Here is a 20,336-nt window from a genome sequence, read left to right as displayed (position 1 = left end):
CTCACCAACAACCCCCTAAAGCCAAACGCTCCTGCATGTCCGCCGCGCCGCCGTCGTCGTTTATGTGAGCGAGCATCAGCAGGAAACCCGACATACGTGAGCGCGCGTCAGCAGGAAACCCGACATATGTGAGCGCGCGTGAGCAGGAAACCCGACATAGGTGAGCGAGCGTCGGGGCCGCACCGGGGCAAGCCGCAGGCCGCACCGGGGCAGGCCGGGGGCCGCCGGGGGGGCGCCGGGACGCCCACGCTCCCAGCGCTTTTTGCATAAGTCAGACGTAAAATTGGAGTGTTCGCAATAGGTGGATGGAGGGCATAAATGACTACCGCAACCCCACATGCACACGGTGTTCACTTTGGACGGACGGACATCCAGAACATCGGCATGGGTGTAGGTATTCTGATGGCGCTGGTGGGCCTTCTCGGATTCATTCCGGGCATCACCATGCGGTACGGGGAATTGCAGTTCTTCGGGCCAAATTCGCACGCAATGCTCCTGGGTGTGTTCCAAGTGTCGCTGCTGCTCAACATTGTGCAGCTCCTCATCGGCGGAACCAGCTGGGCGATGTCCCGCTCGGGCGGCCATAGCGCACGCAATATCCTGATGAGCTTCGGTGCCTTGTACATCGTGTTCAGTGTGTACGGACTAAGTGTCGGGGTTGATTCGGCGGCCAACTTCCTGTCGCTGAACACGCTCGACAACTGGACGTTCATGGTCTTGGGCATCCTGATGGTCGCCGCGGGCTGGATGTTTTCACGGCATCTGGCTGACGACGCAAAGTAGCCCTATTCACAAGCCCGGATTGAGTTAGCCCGGGATTATAGGAGCCGCCAATGGGTAGGATCTACAGCCAAATCTGAATAGTCATACAAGCGGTTGGTGCAGTTCCTGCGGTGAAGAAGCCGGGAGCTGTGCCAACCTTCTTTGTGCCCGACGCCGTCAGATCCACTTGGGTGCCACCGGCACCTGCCCAGCGCCCGCGGTCACACCGTCGGTTCCGCGCCCGGTGGCCCATTGCACGACGCCGGCAAGAGGCCCGGCCACCACGACGGCGGCGTCCGGATCGCCGAACGTGAGGTTCGTGCCGGTGACCCGGACCAACAACCCGGCGTCGGTGCCGCGGGTGGCCCACGAACCGGTGATATCGCGTAGCAACCGTTCCAGCACAGACGGCGGGATGTCACCAAACGATGCTCCATTGTCGAGGTCAACGGCATGGACCCAGACTTCGCGGGTGCGCATCCAGACCGTTTCCGACGCCGGAACTTCCCTGCCCTGGATGGTCCGGACGGTGTGGTGCCAGGCGTCCTCGGGAAGGTCGCGCCATTCCACGCTTAAGTGCACGGCGGAGTGGTCGAAGAGGTTCCGCAACGCAATGGGCGACAGGGTGGCACCGAAGTTGATCTCCTCATCCCGCACCGAGACAGAGGGATACATCGGAGTCTCCACACCGGTCGAAGCCCACTCCACCAAGCGGGCGATGGCCCGGGCGTTGTAGCCGATGTGTGCTACAACGTGGCGGCGGCTCCAGCCGGGAAGCAGCGAATCGCCGTCGAGCTCGGCATCGGAGAGTTCGTTGAGCTTGCGGGCGAAGAACGCGGTCCCCCGCCGGGCCTGCAGGAGCTGTTCCTGCAGGCCCGGATCGGTGGTGAGGTCGTGGCGGGCGACCATCAGGCTTCCTTGACCACGCGATTGTTCAGCTGGCCCAGCCCCTCGATGGTGGTGACCAGGAGCTGGCCTTCCTGGAGGTACCGCTTGGGGTTCTGGGCGTGGCCCACTCCGCCGGGCGTTCCGGTCGCGATGACGTCGCCCGGGTTCAGCGTGATGATGGTGGAGATATAGGAGACCAGGAATTCGGGCGTGAACACGAGGTCCCCGGTGGGGGTGCTTTGCTGGATCTCGCCGTCGACGGCGGAAGTCATGAGCGGCCCGGCCCTGAACTCGTCCTTCGTGACCAAGGCGGGCCCGAACGGCGTGGACTTTTCCCAGGTCTTGCCTTGCAGCCACTGGATGGTGCGGAATTGATAGTCGCGCATGCTGATGTCGTTCAGCACCGAGTACCCGGCGATGTGATCGGCCGCGTCGGCTTCGCTGATGCGCCGCCCCTTCTTGCCGATCACGACGGCAAGCTCGGCCTCCCAGTCAACCGAGTCCGATTCCTGCGGCAACGCAAGATCGTCGTTGGGACCAATCAGCGATTCCTGGTACTTCGCGAACAAGGTGGGGTACTCGGGGATTTCCCGGCCCATCTCCTTGATGTGGTTACGGTAGTTGTGCCCGACGCAGATGATCTTGCCCGGTGAGGGCACGACGGCGGCGAGGTCGGCGCCGTCGTACGCGTGCGTTGCGCCGCTGGCCGCCTCCGCGATGGCCGCCCAGGCGGGTTCCTGCAGGAGGGCACCGACGTCGGAGAACCCGTCGATCTCGGTCAGGGTGTCGCCGTCTTGGCGTACGGCCACCGTGCCTGCAGCGGTGCGGAGGGTGAGGAGTCTCATTTGTTGCGTCCTTCGATGTACGTGCGGTTGAAATTCAGTCGTTCGAAAATGGGGGCGTCGCTGAAGCGGAAGAGATCGAACTCGCTCTCTGCCGCGATGGACCATTCCTGCCAGGACGGGACCACGAAGAGGTCGCCTTTCTCGAGGACCTTGGACTCTCCGTTCAGCACCACGGTGCCGCGTCCTTCAAAGACCTGCCAGACACTCGAGTCGACTTCACGCACGGCCTTGGTGGAAGCGCCTGCGCGCAGGCGGTGGAATTCGGCGCGGATGGTGGGCATCACGTCCCCGCCGGTGGTCGGGTTGGTGTAGCGCACAGCGGCGTGGCCCTGGGACACCGTGGCCGGGTGGCCCTCATCCTCAAGGAGCAGCTGCTCGCGAAGGGCGGCGTCGGTGTGCTCCCAACGGTAAGCCGCGATGGGCGAGTTCGTGGTGTCATCCAGCCCGGACAGTGGACGGAGACCCGGGTGAGCCCAGAGCCGCTCAGATCGCGAAACGTCCGGAGTGGCCTCATCCGTGACCCGCTCGGTGCCGAACTCGAAGAATCCGGCGTCGGCGTAGTGCACGAACGGGATGTCCAGTCCGTCGATCCACGCCATCGGCTGATCGGTGTCGTTGTGGTGGCCGTGGAAGTTCCAGCCCGGCGTCAGCAGGAAGTCCCCGCGGCGCATCGCCACCGGATCCCCGTTGACGACCGTCCAGACTCCTTCGCCCTCGACGACGAAACGGAAGGCGTTCTGCGAGTGGCGGTGCTCCGGGGCAGTTTCGTGCGCGCCCAGATACTGGATCGCCGCCCACAACGTCGGCGTCGCATACGGCGTGCCGGCCAGGCCAGGGTTGGCCAGCGCGATGGCCCGGCGTTCCCCGCCCCGGCCCACCGGCACAAGGTCACCGGCGCGGGCTGCCAAAGGGTACAGATCGTTCCAGCGCCACACATACGGCACAGCCTTCGGGGAAGGAACCATCGGCATCAGGTCCGCGATCTCGGTCCAGAGCGGAATCAGGTTCCCGGCCTCGAAATCCTGATACAGCTGCTCCAGCTGGGCAGCTTCTTCGGGGGTCGGCTCCGGAACCGCGTGCGCTGTGCCAACGGAATGATCAGTGGCAACTGATTTGTGGGTTGTGCTATCGGCGCTGATGGACACAGGGGCCTCCTCGGGGGTACGGGACAGTTTTGGCGTACTCCAGACCCTAGGGAAGCCCTCGAGTGATCTCCAGCATATTCTGCTAGACAGAATCCGCTGGCCCAACTGACCAGCAGGCGGCCCCAACTAGCTCGCAGTAGTTGTCGTTATGGGGCCTCAAAACGACAACAAATGCGAGTCAGTTGGGTGTGTCACGGCTTGGGTAGGTCAGGGCTGGGACTCGGCCGGATTGGCTGCGATATCGATCTCCAATTGGCGCTGGGTTTCCCGCATGATACCCACGAGTCCAGCATCGAAGAGCCTGCGGAACCTTGCCACCGGAGTCGCGACGCTCAGCGCGCCCACGGCAACGCCCTGACCGTTGTGGAGGGCCACCCCCAAGGCGCTGATCCCTTCCTCGGTGCCCTCGAAATTCGCGGCGAATCCATTGCCCCGGATTGTCTCGAGCTCGCGGAGGAAAGCCGGATATTCGGAGTCGGGAATGTTGTCGCCGCCGATCTCCGCATTGTGGCTGCGGAACAATTGCTCGATCATGGCGGGCTCTAGTTCGGCCAACAGCGCTTTGCCGCCCGAGGCCTTGTTGGCGGGCAGTACGGTTCCCTGCCTGTCGCCCACCCGCAGCGCGTTGGTCCCCTCCACGGTGGCCAGGAACCTCACCTTGGTACCCACGCGGACCATGAGGTTGACGGTCTCGTTGATCCGGCCACTCAGGAGTTCCATGTGCGGCTGCGCCACGGTGCGCAGCAAACGGCTCCAACTGAGTCCTGCTGGGCCAACCCCCATGGCCGGCCCGGGCACATAGCGGCGGGTCTCGTCCTGGACCGCGAACCCCCGGTAGACCAGCATGGCCAACAGCCGGTGGGCGGTGGAGGGGGCAACACCCAACTCCGCGGCGGCGTCCTTGAGGCGCAGGCTGCCGCCGTCGCGCAAGAGCTGAAGGAGTTGCAGGGCGTTGTCCACGGCCTCAATGGAATAGGCGGGTTTCTTGCGGGCCGGAAGATTCTGCACGACAGAATTCTATTGGTGCAAACGAGCGGCGGCCACACAGTGGTGGGATGAATCACACACCATCCGCTGCAGCGCCGGAGCGGACCCAAGACGGCGTTCACCACTTCCCCGGGGCCTCTGCCCGGTTCTCCAAGCGTTCCGCCGCCGCTGTCCTTGTCTGCTGGTTGCTGGTGGTTTTCGACGGCTACGACCTCATCGTCTACGGCACCGTCCAGAGCTCCCTCATCACCGACACCGGCTGGGGCCTCACCAAGGCAACAGCCGGAACGGTCGGCTCGATGGCTTTCCTGGGCATGATGATCGGAGCGATCTTCGCCGGCCGGATGTCGGACAGCTGGGGCCGCCGCCGGACCATCATTGCCTGCGCCGCACTGTTTTCGCTCTTCACTATCCTGTGCGCGTTCTCCCCAAACGCAGCAGTCTTCGGGGGTCTGCGCTTGCTGGCGGGCATCGGCTTGGGCGGACTTGTTCCCTCGGCAAACGCCTTGGTCGCGGAACTGGTCCCCGCCAAATGGCGGTCCACCATCGCCACGCTGATGATGTCCGGAGTGCCGATCGGCGGCTCGATCGCCGCTTTGGCAGGCATTCCGCTGATTCCCGCTTTCGGCTGGCCGGTCATGTTCCTGGTGGCCGCTGTGGCCCTGCTCGTGGTTGTTCCGCTGGGCATGCGCTTCCTCCCGGAAACCCTCCCGGAGACGCTTCCGGGAACACCTCCCACCGCAAAGGATGCGAAACAAGCAGCGGGTTTCAAGTCCTTGCTCCGTGCCCCGTACCTCGGCATGAGTCTCCTGTTCGCGATCTCCACCCTCGTCACGCTCTTTGCCTGGTACGGCCTGGGCACCTGGCTGCCGAACCTGATGCAACTGGCCGGCTACAACCTCGGGTCAGCCCTGACCTTCGCGCTGGCACTCAACCTCGGTGCCGTCGTCGGCTCGGTGGCCACGGCTTGGGCGGGAACCCGATTCGGTCCCATCCCGACGGCGATCGCGGCAGCCGCCGTCGCCGCCGTCGCGCTGGCCGTACTTGTGGCGGGTCGGCCCGTGGGGCTTGTCTATGTCATGTTGGTGCTGGCCGGGGTCGGCACCCACGGAACCCAATGCCTCATCATCGCGGCAGTGGCGAGCCATTACCCGGCGCATTTGCGGGGCACAGCGCTCGGCTGGGCACTCGGCGTCGGCCGCATTGGTGCGGTCGCCGCTCCCCAGGTCGGCGGGCTGCTGCTCGCGGCCGGGCTGGGCGTCAACTCGAACTTCCTGGCATTTGCCGGGGCCGCCGCCGTCGCGGCCATCCTGCTCGGCGCCATCGGCACGAAAATCAAGACCGCGAAGATCAACACCGCCAACATCCAATCCAAAAACACCACCTCTGTAGGAGCAAGCAATGTCTGACCGCAAACCATCCACTGAAGTCCTCGTTGTCGGCGGAGGAATGGCCGGCCTTGCCGGCGCCCTGGCCCTCCGCGCGAACGGCGCCGAGGTGACGTTGGTAGAGCGGGCCCCCGAGTTCGGCGAGGTTGGGGCGGGACTGCAGATGGCACCCAACGCCTCCCGCGTCCTGAAGCGTTGGGGCCTCCTCGAGAAGGCGCTCGAGATCGGGGTCCGGCCCAAGCACTTGGTGTTCCGCGACGCCCTGACCGGCGAGGAACTCACCCGTCAGACCCTCGGAGGCGAGTTCGAAGAGCGCTACGGCGCTCCGTACGTGGTGATCCACCGCAGCGACTTGCACCGGATCCTTTTGGAAGCCTGCCAGGACGCCGGCGTCCGGCTGGTGAACGACGTCTTCGTCGAAAGGGTCGAGACCGTGAACGCACGCGGCCTGGCGCACACCTCGAGTGGGGACGTTTACGAGGCCGACGTCGTGATCGGCGCCGACGGCCTCAAGTCCACGCTCCGCGCCGCCGTCGCACAGGACGGGCCGGTGTCGTCGTCGTACGTCGCCTATCGCGGAACGGTGCCCATCACGCCTGAAACCCCGGCGACCGACCTTGAGGACGTCGTCGTCTACCTCGGGCCGGACTGCCACCTCGTGCAATACCCGCTGCGCAAAGGCGAACTGCTCAACACGGTGGCTGTTTTCAAGTCGCCCTCGTTCGAGCGCGGCGAGGAGCAGTACGGCGGCGTCGACGAACTCGAGGCCGCTTACAAGGACTGCGTTCCGGCCGTACAGCTGGCACTGCGGAACCTTGCGACCGGCATCCGCTGGCCCATGTACGATCGCGATCCCATCGAGAACTGGATCGACGGGCGCCTGGTTTTGATGGGCGACGCCGCGCACCCCATGCTCCAGTACTTGGCCCAGGGAGCCTGCCAGGCGCTTGAAGACGCCGCGGTCCTCCAGGATTCCACCGTGGGTTCCGTGTTCAACGACGACGGCGTGGACACCGGTGCGTGGGACCGCGCCATCGGCGATTTCAACTCAGCCCGCGCAGCGCGCACGGCCCGGGTCCAGCGCACCGCGCGTGTCTGGGGAGAGTCGTGGCACGTGTCCGGCGTCGCACGCGTCTTACGGAACCTGCTGTTCAAGAGCCGCAAGGATGGCGACTTCCAGTACAACGACTGGCTGTACGGCCAAGATGGCGACGGCGTCCCGGCGGACGGTACCGCCGAGGTGAAAACCGAGTCGCTGGCGGGAACGCACGCCTAGGAGCATCCGTTGTGTCAATTGTAGGTAAACAAATTGCTGGACTCCTGGAGCAGACCGAAGCAGACTGACTACACGAGCCGCTTGGGTGCTTGCCGTTGAAAGGACAGTCATGTTCGACCTCGTTGCTTATCTCCCGATTCTTGTCACCGTATTGGGGGTAGTTGTCGCCGTTGCCGTCATTCGGCTGCTCATTAAATTGATGTGGAAGGTGGCTGAACCAAACGAGGCATTGATCATTTCCGGCCTGACTCGGGGAAGTTTGGACACCAGGGACGGAATGGATTTCAAAATCGTCACCGGGAAAGGCGCCTTGGTGGTTCCCGGGCTCCAAACCGTGAGGACTTTGTCCCTCACGCTGAATGAAACAGAACTCCAGGTCAACTGCGTGACCTCGCAAGGTATCCAGGTGATCGTGGAGGGTGTGGTTATTTACAAAATCGGTGACGCCGCTCCTTTCATTGCGAATGCCGCGAGGAGGTTTCTCGGCCAGCAGCCCAAAATGCAAAGCCAGGTCTACAACGTTTTTGAGGGGCATTTGCGCTCGATCATTGGCAGCATGACCATGGAAGAAATCATCCGTGAGCGCGACAAACTTGCGTCGTTGGTCCGCAGCGCCAGCGGCATAGAAATGGAAAAGCTTGGCCTAGTGGTTGATTCCCTGCAGATCAAGGATCTCCAAGACCCCACGGGCTATATCCAAAACCTGGCCAAACCGCACATTGCGCAGGTCAAAATGGAAGCCCGCATCGCTGAAGCCACCCGGAACCGCGAGGCCGCGGAACGGGAAGCCGAGGCAGCTGCGCAGATCGCGGATGCCCAGAGCATCTCGGCGATCAAGCAATCAGCGGCCCAAGCCAACGCCGAAACCGCCCGGGCCAATGCCGCGCAGGCGGGACCGTTGGCCGATGCCACGGCGCGCCAGCAAGTGGTGGTCCAGGAAACCGAGGTGGCCAAACTGGAGGCGGACCGCGAGGAGCAGAAGCTCCAGACGTCCATCCGAAAGCCTGCCGATGCAAAGGCGTACGCCCAGCGCACCGAGGCGGAAGCCCAAAAGGCTGCCGACATCAGCGCGTCCGAGGCGCGGGCACGGCGAACGGAACTCGAGGCCCAGGCGAACGCCCGCAAAGTGGAAGTCGAAGCGCAGGCCAACGCCACGGCGGCGGCCGCCATTGCGGGGGCAACGAAGATCACCGGTGAAGCCGAAGCGGCAGCCACCAAGGCGCGGGGTGACGCTGCAGCCTCGGCCATCAAGGCCAAATCCTTGGCGGAAGCGGACGGCATCAAGGCCCGTGCCGAGGCTCTCGGAACCAACCAAGAGGCCGTTATCTCCCAGCAGCTCGCGGAGAACATGCCTGCGATCGTGGCAGCCGCGGCTGAACCCTTTGCCCACGTGGGTAACCTGACGGTTCTGAACGGCGGCGAGGGCCTCAACAGCATGGTGGGTGGGATCCTGTCCCAGGTGGGCAACTACCTGCCATCGATCACAGCTGCGCTCAAGAACGGCAAGGAAGCGCCTAAGCGGCCGAGCAAAACTCCTGATGCGTAGGGACACCGATGCACAAAGAGGTTGATCGGAGCCTGACGGGCAAAATCGGCAGGGTCACGGGCCGTATTGGGCCAGGCACCGTGGGGGAAGTGATGCTGCCGTTCCACGGTGGCACAAGCGCCTTCCACGCGCATCCTTTCGACAAAAGCAGTGTTTTCAACGTGGGTGATGAGGTGCTTGTCATCTACTACGAACCGCCCGGAACTGTGTTCGTTGATGAGCTGCCGGACGTTCTGAAAGCTGCCAGATAAAACGACTGAGGGCGGCTAGTTAGCCGCCCTCAGCTTTTTGTCGCTGATGGATTGCTCACCCCAGCGGCGGGGCTCCCACGGTGTCATACATCGCATAGTCGTCCGTCGTGACCGATCCGTTGCTGAACAAGCTCAACCCGAAACTGATCGCAGTGGCCCCGGCAGGAAGTGCCGGCGTCGTGAAGCTTGCCTGGGTATAGGTGCTGGCGGCGGCCAGCCACGGTCCGGAGGTCCAATACACCCAGTTGTTTGAGGCGTCACGGTAATACAAGGCGAACTGTGTGACGGCTGTGGAGGTGTACCAAACACGCACCGAGTAGGTGTGTCCTGCGACCGCCGCAGGTGGGCAGGTACTGGCGTCCAGCGTCGGAAGCAGTTTCGCGTCACCGCTGGAGTAACCCGTGATGGTGAGTTTCTCCGCTTTGGTACCGGTGTGTGCGGTAGCCACCGTGCTGAACGTGGCGGTGTTGGTGCCGTATCCACCGGCCTGCCAGCACTGTGGGAACGGGCCCGTACCGGCCGTTTCAAGGCTGGGGTTTTGTACCAGGTTGCCGCCGGCTGGTGGTGGCGGCGGAGGCGGGGGCGGCGTGCCGACGTCGAACATCTCGTAGTCATCCGTGGTCAGGGTGCCGTTGCTGAACAGGTTGAGTCCGAAGCTGATGCCGCTCGCACCGGTAGGCAGTGGAGGCGTTGTCCACGTGGCCTTTTGAAAGGTCGTGGCCGCTGAGAACCAGGGACTTGATGTCCAGTACTTCCACGTGCCAAGGCCTGTCCGGTAATAGAGCTCGAACTGGGTATTTGTGGTCGATTTATACCAGGCACCTATGGAATAGGCGTTCCCGGGTGTGGCTGTGGGTGAGCACCCTCCCAGGTCAAGGGTGGGCAACAGCTTGGCGTCGCCGTCGACATATCCGCTCACCACGAGCTGTTCAGCGACTTTCCCCGTGTGTGCCTGCCTGACGGTGGAGAAGGTCGCCGTGTTGGTGCCGTAACCGGCTCCGGCCCAGCATTGGGGAGCTCCGCTGACCAAGGTTTCAAGGCTTGGGTTCTTGATGAGGTTGCCGGTACCTTCTGGCGGGGCCGGCGGTCCCGAGACGACCGGCTTGACGGTTCCGCCGATGACTTGGCGCACTGTCTTGACGCTTGTGGTTGCAGGACGGGACTTGAGCCACGTGGCGAACTGGTTGAACAGAGTTGGCGTGACGTTCAGCGGATCCGTGCTGGTAGCCGAAATGTGGTGGAAGGTGAGCTGGACCCACCCGCCTGCCGGCTCCGCCTGGGTGACGGACTTTTGCAGGTCCGCCAGGGTCCAGGTGTTGTCCACTTCATCCGGGGCCGCGGTGTTGTACGGGTTCGCAGGAGGGATGGTCTCGGCCAGCGGGCAGCCGGCGCAGCTGAACCGCGTCTTGATGTCGCCAAGGCCACGGGCGCTGTTCAAACCACAGTTCTTCACAATGGTTTCGATCGATGCGTTCTCGGCAGCGAAGGGATACGCGAAGTCGGTGATCGTGAATCCAAGGTTGCTGAGGTTCACCCTGTCGTTGCAAATCTGGCGAGTTGCCTCATCCGCCGTCACGGTGGTCAGATCCGGGTGGGTGACGGTGTGGCCGGCAATCTCATTGCCGTTCGCCACAAGGCCCTGCATGTCGCTTGTCGTCAAGTAATTGGGATTGTTAATGAATCCGGACGGAGTGAAGAAGGTACCCACCAAACCGAGGCTCTGCATGGTCTGCGCGGCGGTGAGCTGATCGGCATTTGCGTCGTCAAAGGTCAGGGTTACCACGGTGGGGTTGGCAGCTTGGGCTGCCGGCGCGGTGATGCCGGCGGTGACGCCAGTAAAGGCGAGTACCACCACGACGGTGGAGAACCAGGTAAACCATTTCCCGGGGATCATCCCTTTGAACGCCCGGTGCCGGTCAACCTGGTCAGTACGGTTGAAGAGTTTCATAGGGTCTGGCTCGATTCTTGGCAACAGCCTGGCCTGACATAGGGGCAGGCGCGGGGCGAAAACACCCTGCGCTGTTCAGCGCGTGAGGGCGCGCCGCCCAGTCAACGCCCTCTTGCCGAAATACCCCGGTGCCCGGGACAAGCCCCAGTCATGGCCACGAGGTTCACTATGGTGTCACCGTAAGTCGGGCGCATGGTGACGAATAAGAGTAAGTTGTACCCGTTTTTCAGTTCCGTAATTACTTAGATCGGCGCATTTTCCGTCGCTCGGGATCTTCCACTCGAGAATAAGCATCGATTTGTTAACCAAACCTTCCCCCTACCGTCACGCCCATTCCCCCGCTTCGCCAACCTCCGCGCACACCGTGGAGGGGTGAGGATCGCTATCGTTGCCGAATCATTCCTGCCGCTCATGAACGGGGTAACCCACTCCATCCTGCGGGTGCTGGAGCATCTGCAAGATCGCGGCGACGAAGTGATGGTGATTGCGCCGTCGACGTCGGACACTGCTGTCTCGGACGTCGTGAACGGTGCTTTTGTCCACCGCCTCCCCTCCGTGCCCCTGGCCGGGTACACAAACGTGCGGGTGGCGTTGGGCGGTGTGAGCCGGGTCAAGAGAATCCTTGCCGACTACGCACCGGACGTCGTCCACCTCGCATCCCCTTTTGTCCTCGGGTGGCGGGCTGTGCAGGCTGCGCACCAGCTCGGCATCCCGACGGTTGCCATCTACCAAACCGAGGTCCCCAGTTACGCGGCCCGGTATGGCGTCCCCTTGCTGGAGAACTGGGCATGGAACCGGGTGGACAACATCCATCTTCGGGCTAACCGGACGCTGGTCCCGTCCACGTTCGCGCTCAACCAGTTGCGCGGCCGCGGGATCTTAAGGGTGGGCATGTGGCGGCGCGGTGTGGATACCGCGCGGTTCTCCCCCGCCAAGCGCTCGACGGCGTGGCGCACCTCCGTGGCACCCCACGGCGAGCGCATCATCGGCTACGTCGGCCGCCTCGCGGTGGAGAAGCAACTGGAGGACCTCGCCGTGCTTGCGGATCTGCCAGGAACCAGGCTTGTCATTGTGGGCGACGGTCCACAACGCGCTGCCCTCGAAGCAGCATTGCCCAACGCCTTCTTCACCGGGTTCCTCGGCGGCGACGAATTGGCCCAAGTCGTGGCGGGGTTTGACCTCTTCGTTCATCCTGGCGAGTTCGAAACGTTTTGCCAGACGATCCAGGAGGCCATGGCGTCCGGTGTTCCCGTCGTGGCCACCGGCCGGGGCGGGCCCCTCGATCTCGTGGAAAACTCGCGTACCGGCTGGCTTTACGAGCCGGGAGACCTTGCGCAGTTGCGGGGCTACGTGCAGGACCTGGTGGGCGACGACGCCAAGCGCCGTGCGTTCGGAACGGCGGCACTCGCTTCCGTCCAGGGACGGACGTGGCCGGTGCTGAGTGCCCAACTCGTCGAGCACTACGAGGCAGTGATCGCCGGCGAAGCACTCGTGGAGCCGGCCGCGGCACCCAGCCACACGGTTCAGGCAGCCGAACTTCAGGCGGCTGAGCCCGCCACCATTTCCGTGACTTCCAGCAAAGGACTCCCAGCATGAAAATCTCCGTTGTAGGCTGCGGCTATCTTGGCGCGGTGCACGCCGCCACGCTCGCATCGATGGGCCACACCGTGGTGGGCATCGACGTCGACGCCCAGAAGGTGGCCCACCTGAACAAGGGCTTCGCCCCCTTCCACGAACCCGGCCTGGATGAACTTCTCCGGGACGGATTCGCCACGAAGCGGCTCACATTCTCCACTGATTTCGCGGATGCCGCCGACGCCCAGACGCACTTCCTCTGCGTGGGCACCCCGCAGTCCAAGACGTCGGATACCGCGGACCTCTCCTACGTGATCGCGGCCACGAAGAGCCTCCTCCCGCACCTGGCGAGGGGCGCCGCCGTCGTCGGCAAATCCACCGTGCCCGTGGGAACAGTGGACATGCTCCGCGGCATCCTTGCCCGCAGGCCGGATGTCCTGCTCGGCTGGAACCCCGAGTTCCTGCGCCAAGGCACGGCCGTGAAGGATTCATTGGTGCCGGACCGTTTGGTGTACGGCGTGCCGGGCGGCAAGGATTCTGCCGCCGGCGCCCCGATCACGGCAGCGCTCGACACCGTCTACGAACCGCTGATTTCCGCAGGGATCCCGCGGCTGGTCTGCAACTTCGCGACCGCAGAGCTCATCAAGTCCGCCTCCAATGCGTACCTCGCCACGAAGCTCAGCTTCATCAACGCGATAGCCGAACTTTGCGATGCCTCAGGGGCCGACGTCACTGAGCTCAGTGAGGCGATGGGCCTGGATCCGCGCATCGGCAACAGGTACCTACACGCCGGCCTGGGTTTCGGCGGCGGCTGCTTGCCGAAGGACATCCGCTCGTTCCGCGCACAGGCACAAGCACTGTCCGTGCCTTCCCTTGATGAGTGGATGGGCGTGGTCGACTCCATCAACCTGGGCCAGCGAGCCCGCGCCGTGGACGTCGCCCGTGAAATGTGCAAAGGCTTCCTGTCCGGACGCACCGTCACCGTGCTGGGCGCAGCCTTCAAACCGGACACCGACGACATCCGTGACTCCCCCGCCCTGGACGTCGCACTCCAACTGGCGGCGGCCGGCGCCCACGTTACCGTGACCGATCCCAAGGCCATCAACAATGCGTGGATGCGCTACCCCCAGCTCCGCTTCGAAGCGTCCACAACGCGCGCTCTCGAAGACGCTGAGTTGGTGCTGCTGCTCACCGAATGGGACGAATACCGCGCCCTCTCACCCGCCGCCGTAGGCTCTCTCGTACGACGCCGGATGGTGCTGGACGCGCGGAACGTCCTGGACGCTGGAGCATGGCAGGCGCAAGGCTGGACGGTTCGCGGGCTCGGAACCGGCTCTCAGTCTGAGCCTTCAGCGCCGATTGCTGACGTCAAGCCTGCTGTCCTTCCCGTCGAACCGGTCAACACACGGCCGTTCATTGTCGGTTCGCAGGCCAAGGCACCCTCGACCCGACGTTAGCGTTGCTTGCCCGCGGCCGCCGCACCTAGCTGTATGAGGCCGTGACGGCGGTGACGACGAGGGAGACGTTCTGCCCGCCGAAGCCGAAAGAGTTGCTGAGCACAGCGTGCTGAGGGAGGTTGCGTCGTTGGGTGACGACGTCGAGGTTGATGTCGGGATCCACGTCGGTCGGTGTGAGGTTGCGGGTCGGCGGAACGACGTCGTGCTTCACGCTGAGGACCGCTATGAGAGCCTCGATCGCCCCCGCAGCCCCGAAGAGGTGGCCGAGCGCCGCCTTGGGCGCCGTCACGGTCGCGTGCCCGAAAACCTCCCTGATCGCACGGGACTCGGCAGCATCTCCCACCGGCGTCCCAGTAGCGTGTGCATTGATGTGCCCGATCTGCTCGGGAGAAAGTCCAGCTTGCGCGAGAGCCTTCCGCATTGCCGAGATCTGACCGCTGCCATCGGGAGCGGGGGCGGTGATGTGGTGCGCGTCGGCCGCGATGCCGGCTCCGGCGAGCACTGCGTGGACCCGTGCACCACGCGCAGCGGCGTGTTCGGCACTCTCGAGCACCAAGACCGCGGCACCTTCTGCCAGGACGAATCCGCTGCGGTCCGCGGCGAACGGTCGAGACGCTGAGGCCGGCTCCGCCGTGTGACGCGACAGCGCCTGGGTCTGCTTGAAACCGGCGACCGTGATCGGGGTAATCGCTGCCTCGGTTCCGCCAGCAATGACCACGTCTGCTTCGCCAGCGCGGATGAGCCTGGCCCCTAGCGCGATCGCCTCGGCACCGGATGAGCAGGCCGAGACTGGTGTGTATACCCCGGCGCGCGCACCATAGGCGATGCTGATCAGCGCGGCGGCGGCGTTGGGCATGAGCATCGGGACGGTTCGTGGCGACACACGGCGGGCACCCGACAGCTCAAGAACGTCGTCTTCCCCCAACAGGGTCTGCACGCCGCCGATTCCGGTGCCGATCGCCGCGGCAAGTCGCTCCGGGTCGACCTCAGGGGCACCGGCGTCAGCCCAAGCCTCGGCGGCCGCGACGAGGGCTGCCTGCTGCGAGCGGTCCAGACGCCTGGCTTGCACCGGGGAAAGGCGCTCGGCCGGGTCGATCGCCATCGTCCCGGCCACGGTGCCGGCCAGTTCGCCGTCCTCATGGCCGGGTAGAACCTTGCCCCTAATGCCGGACTCACCGGCCAGCAGGGCTTCCCACGTCGATCTGACGTCGCCTCCGAGTGGCGTGATCGCGCCGAGTCCGGTCACGACAACCTCATTCCGTCCCATGCCCTTCAACCACCTCTCTTGTATGCCATACAACTAACACTACTTTTGTATCACATACAATCGAGAGGTGATTCAGAAGCGAACCGAACCCGAGGCGCAGACCTCGACGCTAGAGCGCGGACGCGCGACCCGGAGGCGACTCATCGAGACCACGGCCCGGCTCGGCAAGGAGCGCCACGGAGCCCAGCTGAGCGTCGCGGAGATCGCAGACGCGGCAGGGGTGTTCCCCAACCAGATCACCTACTACTTCGGTTCCAAGGACTCACTACTCGTGCACGCCGCGTTCCTGGGTCTGCTCCACGACACCCGGCGGATCGAGCGGATTGGCCGCCAGGCCCCCGACGCGGCGACCTTCCGGCGCAACATCGCCCGCGCGGTCCTCGCCCTGCCCTCGCTCCCTTCGGTCGCGGGAGCACTCGCGACCGGAATCGCCAAAGCCGAGCTCGCCCCGGTAGTCGACCAGCACCTCCAACTGCTGTTCCGCCAATCGGAGCGCTTCATGAGCCAGCTCATCGACAGCCGCGGTTGGAGCCTCAGGCGACCCATCGACGTCGAAGCCAAGACATTCTGGAGCACCGCACTCGGTGCCGCACTTCTCGCACACGCTGGGGCACACGGCACCGGCGCAGACCTCGACCTCGCCGGGACATTGACGGTCCACGACCAGACCGACCACGCCTAAGTTCCTCACCGTTCCCAGGGCCACTAGCGGATCTCAGTGTTTTCGCCCTGTTAACACGTAGACGGGCCTCCGGGCACACGGAGATCCGGCTTGTTCACACTGAGAAACGGCCTTTTGCACACGGATTTTTCCGTTTTTTACACGTAGACGCCAATTTCACCGAGAGAATCTGAATCGTGGATGGCCTTCCTTTTGGAGGGGCACCACTATTCAAGGCCAGCGATACCCGTTGGCCGTTCTACTCGAGAAATGGGGTTGTAGTGGAATCAACAATGACGAAAAGGACCGGGCTTCAGGCTGCGGCAGCCGCGGCGCTGGCTGTGGTTGGGATCTTCGGTGCGAGCCTGGCCGTTTCATGGATCGCGGGGTCCCTTGGCATCTCTGCCGCGGCGGCGTCCCAGATCATGCACGCCATCGAGGTCGGAGGCTGGGCTCTCGTTGTCATCGGCACAATATTCGGGGCAGGAATCACGGGTGCCCTGATCGCAACGGCTCGAAGCATCCTCTTCCGCATCGGCCGGGCGCAAGCGGTCGCCTAACTCGATGCTTGCTAAGACAGCACGCGTGCTTGGGAGCATCCCTGGATGGTTGCTCCCAAGCACGGGCTTGGCCATGGCGGCCATAGCCGTCTTCGGCTACTCGGCCGTGGACTTGTCCTGGATTCGGGACGCGAGGGATATGGGTGGGAGCCCCCTCTACAGCAAAGATTTCCTCCAGATCCTCGGGCGGAACGTCGGCGCGGCCTTGGTGCTGTATTCCGGAGTCGCGACCCTTGGGCTCACTACGCTCATCGGAGCCGGAATCCTGGCGCTGTATGTCGGGGCGACGGTGTCCCTCGGAGTGCATTCCGTCGGCGGTGCCGGCCTGGTTGCCGACGTCATTTGGTATGTCCCGTTCGAATTCTTCGGCCTGGTGATGGCGGCGACCGCTGGATTCCAGCCCGCCGCCGGCCTGGCTCGCAGGCTGCTGATGAAGAACGAGCCTCCAACCCTGAGGTCGTTCATCGACGACATGGCCCGTTCCCTCGGCACTTTGCTCATTGCCATCGCCCTGATAGTCCTCGGTGCCGCCATTGAGGCCATCGTGATTCAGCTAAAGACCTGAGGAGGATTTCATGACCAGCACGGAAGACGGCCGGGAGTCCGAGACCGTCATCAGCGTCGCGAAGGTCGGAAGTTTGCGGCCCGAGCCAACTGCAGCCAAGGAATGGGTTTCCACGTCCCGCGGTCTGTGGATCGCGAGCTACATTCTGCTCATGGCTTTGGTAGCCCTCCGGCTTCCCCTGACCAGAAAGTATCTCAACGCAAACGTCCCGGCGGACGTGCGTTCGGAAATCGGCGACGATCGCCTGCTTAGTCTCTCCATGACCGTCGGCACCGTTTTGTTCTTCCTTGTCTACGCGGTGATCATCGCTTTGTACTTCTCCCTCGCCGCGTTCCTGGACAAACGGGTGATTCCGGGAAAATCGGTACTCGCGGGCCGCGTCAATATCGGGGCGTTCTTTGTGATCGCCATTCTCGCCACGATCCCCGTGAACCTATTCAGCGTGGTGTTCGGCGTCATCCAACCGCGGGAAGTCCCCGGATATTGGGCCTATTTCCCCTCGATGGCCGTACTTGCCCTGGCGATCTTCTACCGACATTGGCGGGGGTTTTCCACAGGCAGGAAGATCCTCGTTGTGCTTTCGGCCATTGGTCTGTCAACAATAGTCGCCATCGGCTGACCTTCCTCAACCACCACCCACGGACAGAAATTATCAATGACTACTCAGCTCTACAGCCTTCTTCTACGAATTGTGGGCCTCATGGTCGCCGCATTCTCCTGCATTTCCCTCGGCCTGATTTGGGCTTCTCCTGCCCCGGAAGGCCTCAAGAACATAGATCCCCTCGCCCTGAAGAACACGACCGTCACCGTACTTCTCGTCCTCGGCGTGTCCGTACCGCTGATTGCGGCCTTCAGCCCGGCCGGGAAATGGCTACCGCTCAAAGCGGCCGTTTTCGCCGTCGCCGGTTTCGCCAACGCGGCTGCTCTCAGTCCCGTAATAGTCGTCCCGTTCCAGGGAACGACGTCGGCCGTCGCCGCCGTCTGTGCGCTCGGGCTTGCGGTCCTCACCATTGTGGCCTTCATGGACTCGGTCCAGAAGAAGAGTCCGCGGAGCAAGTTCTAGGCGCTGATGGGGACCAAAGTCTCTCCCGTCGCCGTCACAGGCCAGATGTCGAACGCCAAGACCCCTGCCGGCTCGGTCCGGGGGTCCGATTACCGAACCCTGCGGGACTTCCGCGCGTTCGAAATCGTCAACGCGATGCGTTTGCCGCTCACGCTGGATGGCTTCAGGGCCCTCGCGATCTTCGGATCGATAGCCATGATCGTGCTCGGAACCCTCGTGTTCGCGTCCACGATGGCTGTTCTCCGCGACGGCCCGCTCCGCCATGACACGGCCACCGTACTCAATTGGGGATTCCTCTTGATCCTCTACTCCGCTGGCGCGACAGTGCTCACCGAGGTCGTTTCAAGCCGACGGCTGGCGGTGTCCGGCAGTCCGCACTTGGAGCTCTTCCGTGCGATGGAACTTCCTCTCCCGCAGGTTGTGGTGAGATACGGCCTGCTCCCGACGCTCCGCCGCACAGGCATCCTTTGGTATTCAGCTGCGGTATTCCTCTTAGTCTTTTTCGAGGAATCGTCGAGCTACCTCAACGTCGTGGTTGCTTCGGTCACCGTCCTGGCTTTCGCCACCTGTGCGTGCGTCTACTGCGTCCTCCATTTCGCTTCAACACCTGCACGACGGATAGGCCTCCGTTGGCTGTACTGCCTCTTGGCTCTCATCCTCGGGCTGTTGCTCGGGGCTGCCACCGGATTCCTCGTGCCTCAGCTCTCCCGGCTGGACGGCCTCGACCAGGACCCCTCTGGCTTCCTTCCTGCCTTGTGCTTGCTAGCGGTCGTTGCATCCGCGATATTGATCCTCCTCAGCCTCCACGCGTGGCGCCGCCTCAGCTACCGCAGGATTTCCTTCAGCACCGAACGGCGGACCGGTCAACGAGCGGTGAAGAGCTTCGGGCTTTTCGTTGTCACCGATCTGTTGAGCAGCAAACAGGGCTCGGTGATCACCACCATCGTCCTCGCCTGGATCGCCGTCGTTGGCATCCTTCTGGGAGCTAGGGGCATCCTCCACCTCGACTCGACTCTCGGCGGTGGGGATCTGCACAAATCCTTGGTTGGTATTGCCGTGCTCCTGGGCCTTGGGGTCACGGAACCGACGCTCTATCGGATCGGGCCCACAGCGAAGCTGTACCACTACCGTTTCGCGTGGGAGAACGGCTTCTCCGCCACTGCGATCGTCGTCCGGCTCGTTGGAATCTACGTCATGGCAGGGGCGGCGACTGGTGGATTTGTTTTCCTGGGGGCACTTCTCGCGCTGGACATTCCGGCTCCTGGTGCTGTCCTCGCGGGCTTGATCGTCGCAGCGTCCGGAGTCGTCGCGGAATCCGTCTCCCGTCCGCCAACCACCACTGACGGCACCAAGTCCAATGATGTGATGGACGGTCTCTTCACACTCCTCCTGATTTCTCCTTGCTCGCTCATCCTTATTGTCAGCCCCGAGTTCAGCACCGTGCTGTTGTTGGGCTATTCCATCCTCTTGATCCTGGGAGCCGCCGCATGCCTGCACCAACGTCTTTTGAGGCTTCGATCGAAATTGATTCTGTAACCGCCGGCTACCGGCAAGGCTCACCCGTCCTGGACGGACTCAGTCTCAGCATGAACGGGCCGGGGCTCTACCGGGTGGCCGGCAGCAATGGCAGCGGGAAGTCGACTCTCCTGGAGCTCATCAGCGGCTTCCTCCAACCTTGGGCCGGAAGCGTAAGTCTTTGCGGCATCGACGCCGGCTCTCCCGATGCGCGCCACGTACGGAGCGTCTGCCGTACGACGCCGGCGCTCTACCCCTCCATGACCGTTCACGATCATCTGGCTCTTGCCGCCCGCAGCCGTCAGCTCGGCCCGGAGGCCGGACTCGCCCGACTGGCCAGATACGGATTGGAGGACTGGGCGGAGCAGCCCGCCTCCATGCTGTCCACGGGCAATATCCGGAAGCTCTGGCTGCTCATGTGCACCGTCGCCGACACCCCCGTAGTCGCCATCGATGAACCTTTCAACGGCATGGATGTTCAAGGCATCGAGGCCCTGATCGGCGAGCTCGGCGAGTGGGCACAGCACAAAGTAGTCGTCCTTATCTCCCACACGGTTCCGGAACAGCTGGCCGTTAGCCATTCCTTCGTCTTCAAGCAGGAGTAAGCAACGTTGTAGACAGAGACCCACAACGCCGG

Annotated in this window: 20 protein-coding genes; 14 read left to right on the top strand and 6 right to left on the bottom strand. The window is 63.5% G+C overall.

Annotated features, from left to right (window positions below; genetic code table 11):
• Window positions 1-318: 318 nt before the first annotated feature.
• Window positions 319-783 (top strand): DUF4383 domain-containing protein, encoded by a 465-nt coding sequence (locus AC1DJW_RS03730; protein WP_390279465.1) that lies wholly within the window; start codon window positions 319-321, stop codon window positions 781-783.
• A 156-nt stretch (window positions 784-939) separates the two neighbouring features.
• Here the strand turns inward: AC1DJW_RS03730 and AC1DJW_RS03725 are convergent, their stop codons facing one another.
• The 4 genes from AC1DJW_RS03725 to AC1DJW_RS03710 all read right to left on the bottom strand — a co-directional run bounded on the left by AC1DJW_RS03725 (window position 940) and on the right by AC1DJW_RS03710 (window position 4,648).
• Window positions 940-1,671 carry a maleylpyruvate isomerase family mycothiol-dependent enzyme gene (locus tag AC1DJW_RS03725; RefSeq protein WP_476900769.1) on the bottom strand — a complete coding sequence of 244 codons (732 nt, stop codon included), beginning with the start codon at window positions 1,669-1,671 and terminating at the stop codon, window positions 940-942.
• Entirely contained in the window at window positions 1,671-2,495 is an 825-nt protein-coding gene (locus AC1DJW_RS03720) for a fumarylacetoacetate hydrolase family protein (protein ID WP_476900768.1), read from the bottom strand. Before AC1DJW_RS03720 ends, AC1DJW_RS03725 begins: the two co-directional genes overlap by 1 nt.
• Entirely contained in the window at window positions 2,492-3,640 is a 1,149-nt protein-coding gene (locus AC1DJW_RS03715; protein ID WP_476900767.1) for a cupin domain-containing protein, read from the bottom strand. The genes AC1DJW_RS03720 and AC1DJW_RS03715 overlap by 4 nt, the downstream gene beginning before the upstream one ends.
• A gap of 207 nt (window positions 3,641-3,847) precedes the next feature.
• Entirely contained in the window at window positions 3,848-4,648 is an 801-nt protein-coding gene (locus AC1DJW_RS03710; RefSeq protein ID WP_476900766.1) for an IclR family transcriptional regulator, read from the bottom strand.
• A 47-nt stretch (window positions 4,649-4,695) separates the two neighbouring features.
• Between AC1DJW_RS03710 and AC1DJW_RS03705 the strand changes: the two genes are divergently transcribed.
• The 4 genes from AC1DJW_RS03705 (at window position 4,696) to AC1DJW_RS03690 (ending at window position 9,088) form a co-directional block, all read left to right on the top strand.
• Window positions 4,696-6,036, top strand: coding sequence for an MFS transporter (locus tag AC1DJW_RS03705; protein WP_476900765.1), 1,341 nt, complete (start codon window positions 4,696-4,698; stop codon window positions 6,034-6,036).
• Complete coding sequence (locus AC1DJW_RS03700; RefSeq protein WP_476900764.1) at window positions 6,029-7,291, top strand: FAD-dependent oxidoreductase; 1,263 nt, start codon at window positions 6,029-6,031, stop codon at window positions 7,289-7,291. The genes AC1DJW_RS03705 and AC1DJW_RS03700 overlap by 8 nt, the downstream gene beginning before the upstream one ends.
• A 109-nt stretch (window positions 7,292-7,400) precedes the next feature.
• Window positions 7,401-8,837 carry a flotillin family protein gene (locus tag AC1DJW_RS03695; protein ID WP_284751856.1) on the top strand — a complete coding sequence of 479 codons (1,437 nt, stop codon included), beginning with the start codon at window positions 7,401-7,403 and terminating at the stop codon, window positions 8,835-8,837.
• An 89-nt stretch (window positions 8,838-8,926) separates the two neighbouring features.
• The gene (locus AC1DJW_RS03690) at window positions 8,927-9,088 is read left to right on the top strand and encodes a hypothetical protein (protein WP_284751855.1); all 162 of its coding nucleotides are present in this window, start codon (window positions 8,927-8,929) and stop codon (window positions 9,086-9,088) included.
• 55 nt (window positions 9,089-9,143) lie between these two features.
• Here AC1DJW_RS03690 and AC1DJW_RS03685 read toward each other — a convergent pair whose 3' ends face one another.
• Window positions 9,144-11,036, bottom strand: coding sequence for a polysaccharide deacetylase family protein (locus AC1DJW_RS03685; protein ID WP_284751854.1), 1,893 nt, complete (start codon window positions 11,034-11,036; stop codon window positions 9,144-9,146).
• A 372-nt stretch (window positions 11,037-11,408) separates the two neighbouring features.
• Between AC1DJW_RS03685 and AC1DJW_RS03680 the strand changes: the two genes are divergently transcribed.
• Together AC1DJW_RS03680 and AC1DJW_RS03675 are read left to right on the top strand one after the other, a co-directional pair.
• Entirely contained in the window at window positions 11,409-12,632 is a 1,224-nt protein-coding gene (locus AC1DJW_RS03680) for a glycosyltransferase family 4 protein (RefSeq protein WP_476900763.1), read from the top strand.
• Window positions 12,629-14,068, top strand: coding sequence for a UDP-glucose dehydrogenase family protein (locus AC1DJW_RS03675; protein WP_476900762.1), 1,440 nt, complete (start codon window positions 12,629-12,631; stop codon window positions 14,066-14,068). Before AC1DJW_RS03680 ends, AC1DJW_RS03675 begins: the two co-directional genes overlap by 4 nt.
• A 25-nt stretch (window positions 14,069-14,093) precedes the next feature.
• Here the strand turns inward: AC1DJW_RS03675 and AC1DJW_RS03670 are convergent, their stop codons facing one another.
• Window positions 14,094-15,335, bottom strand: coding sequence for a beta-ketoacyl-[acyl-carrier-protein] synthase family protein (locus tag AC1DJW_RS03670; RefSeq protein WP_390279446.1), 1,242 nt, complete (start codon window positions 15,333-15,335; stop codon window positions 14,094-14,096).
• 67 nt (window positions 15,336-15,402) lie between these two features.
• Between AC1DJW_RS03670 and AC1DJW_RS03665 the strand changes: the two genes are divergently transcribed.
• The 7 genes from AC1DJW_RS03665 to AC1DJW_RS03635 all read left to right on the top strand — a co-directional run bounded on the left by AC1DJW_RS03665 (window position 15,403) and on the right by AC1DJW_RS03635 (window position 20,304).
• Complete coding sequence (locus AC1DJW_RS03665; RefSeq protein WP_390279444.1) at window positions 15,403-16,017, top strand: TetR/AcrR family transcriptional regulator; 615 nt, start codon at window positions 15,403-15,405, stop codon at window positions 16,015-16,017.
• A gap of 272 nt (window positions 16,018-16,289) precedes the next feature.
• Window positions 16,290-16,556 carry an uberolysin/carnocyclin family circular bacteriocin gene (locus tag AC1DJW_RS03660; protein ID WP_236816065.1) on the top strand — a complete coding sequence of 89 codons (267 nt, stop codon included), beginning with the start codon at window positions 16,290-16,292 and terminating at the stop codon, window positions 16,554-16,556.
• Between the two features lie 4 nt (window positions 16,557-16,560).
• Window positions 16,561-17,121 carry a stage II sporulation protein M gene (locus tag AC1DJW_RS03655; protein ID WP_390279441.1) on the top strand — a complete coding sequence of 187 codons (561 nt, stop codon included), beginning with the start codon at window positions 16,561-16,563 and terminating at the stop codon, window positions 17,119-17,121.
• 10 nt (window positions 17,122-17,131) lie between these two features.
• Entirely contained in the window at window positions 17,132-17,740 is a 609-nt protein-coding gene (locus AC1DJW_RS03650; RefSeq protein ID WP_284751848.1) for a hypothetical protein, read from the top strand.
• Window positions 17,741-17,776: 36 nt separating this feature from the next.
• Window positions 17,777-18,184: a hypothetical protein gene (locus AC1DJW_RS03645; protein ID WP_284751847.1), complete on the top strand. Its 408-nt coding sequence runs from the start codon at window positions 17,777-17,779 to the stop codon at window positions 18,182-18,184.
• Window positions 18,185-18,190: 6 nt separating this feature from the next.
• Entirely contained in the window at window positions 18,191-19,720 is a 1,530-nt protein-coding gene (locus tag AC1DJW_RS03640) for a hypothetical protein (RefSeq protein ID WP_476900761.1), read from the top strand.
• Window positions 19,672-20,304, top strand: coding sequence for an ABC transporter ATP-binding protein (locus tag AC1DJW_RS03635; RefSeq protein WP_284751845.1), 633 nt, complete (start codon window positions 19,672-19,674; stop codon window positions 20,302-20,304). Before AC1DJW_RS03640 ends, AC1DJW_RS03635 begins: the two co-directional genes overlap by 49 nt.
• Window positions 20,305-20,336 lie beyond the last annotated feature (32 nt).

It is taken from the genome of Arthrobacter sp. 05L417, assembly GCF_056397865.1.
Note: the sequence above shows the minus strand (reverse complement) of the source record. Positions and strands in the feature narration are given on the sequence as shown.

Bases quoted from the DNA above. Each gene is read 5' to 3' on its own strand.
- AC1DJW_RS03730 (WP_390279465.1), top strand. From the start codon at position 319: ATGACTACCGCAACCCCACATGCACACGGTGTTCACTTTGGACGGACG.
- AC1DJW_RS03725 (WP_476900769.1), bottom strand. From the start codon at position 1,671: ATGGTCGCCCGCCACGACCTCACCACCGATCCGGGCCTGCAGGAACAG.
- AC1DJW_RS03720 (WP_476900768.1), bottom strand. From the start codon at position 2,495: ATGAGACTCCTCACCCTCCGCACCGCTGCAGGCACGGTGGCCGTACGC.
- AC1DJW_RS03705 (WP_476900765.1), top strand. From the start codon at position 4,696: ATGAATCACACACCATCCGCTGCAGCGCCGGAGCGGACCCAAGACGGC.
- AC1DJW_RS03700 (WP_476900764.1), top strand. From the start codon at position 6,029: ATGTCTGACCGCAAACCATCCACTGAAGTCCTCGTTGTCGGCGGAGGA.
- AC1DJW_RS03695 (WP_284751856.1), top strand. From the start codon at position 7,401: ATGTTCGACCTCGTTGCTTATCTCCCGATTCTTGTCACCGTATTGGGG.
- AC1DJW_RS03685 (WP_284751854.1), bottom strand. From the start codon at position 11,036: ATGAAACTCTTCAACCGTACTGACCAGGTTGACCGGCACCGGGCGTTC.
- AC1DJW_RS03675 (WP_476900762.1), top strand. From the start codon at position 12,629: ATGAAAATCTCCGTTGTAGGCTGCGGCTATCTTGGCGCGGTGCACGCC.
- AC1DJW_RS03670 (WP_390279446.1), bottom strand. From the start codon at position 15,335: ATGGGACGGAATGAGGTTGTCGTGACCGGACTCGGCGCGATCACGCCA.
- AC1DJW_RS03660 (WP_236816065.1), top strand. From the start codon at position 16,290: ATGACGAAAAGGACCGGGCTTCAGGCTGCGGCAGCCGCGGCGCTGGCT.
- AC1DJW_RS03655 (WP_390279441.1), top strand. From the start codon at position 16,561: ATGCTTGCTAAGACAGCACGCGTGCTTGGGAGCATCCCTGGATGGTTG.
- AC1DJW_RS03650 (WP_284751848.1), top strand. From the start codon at position 17,132: ATGACCAGCACGGAAGACGGCCGGGAGTCCGAGACCGTCATCAGCGTC.
- AC1DJW_RS03645 (WP_284751847.1), top strand. From the start codon at position 17,777: ATGACTACTCAGCTCTACAGCCTTCTTCTACGAATTGTGGGCCTCATG.
- AC1DJW_RS03640 (WP_476900761.1), top strand. From the start codon at position 18,191: ATGGGGACCAAAGTCTCTCCCGTCGCCGTCACAGGCCAGATGTCGAAC.
- AC1DJW_RS03635 (WP_284751845.1), top strand. From the start codon at position 19,672: ATGCCTGCACCAACGTCTTTTGAGGCTTCGATCGAAATTGATTCTGTA.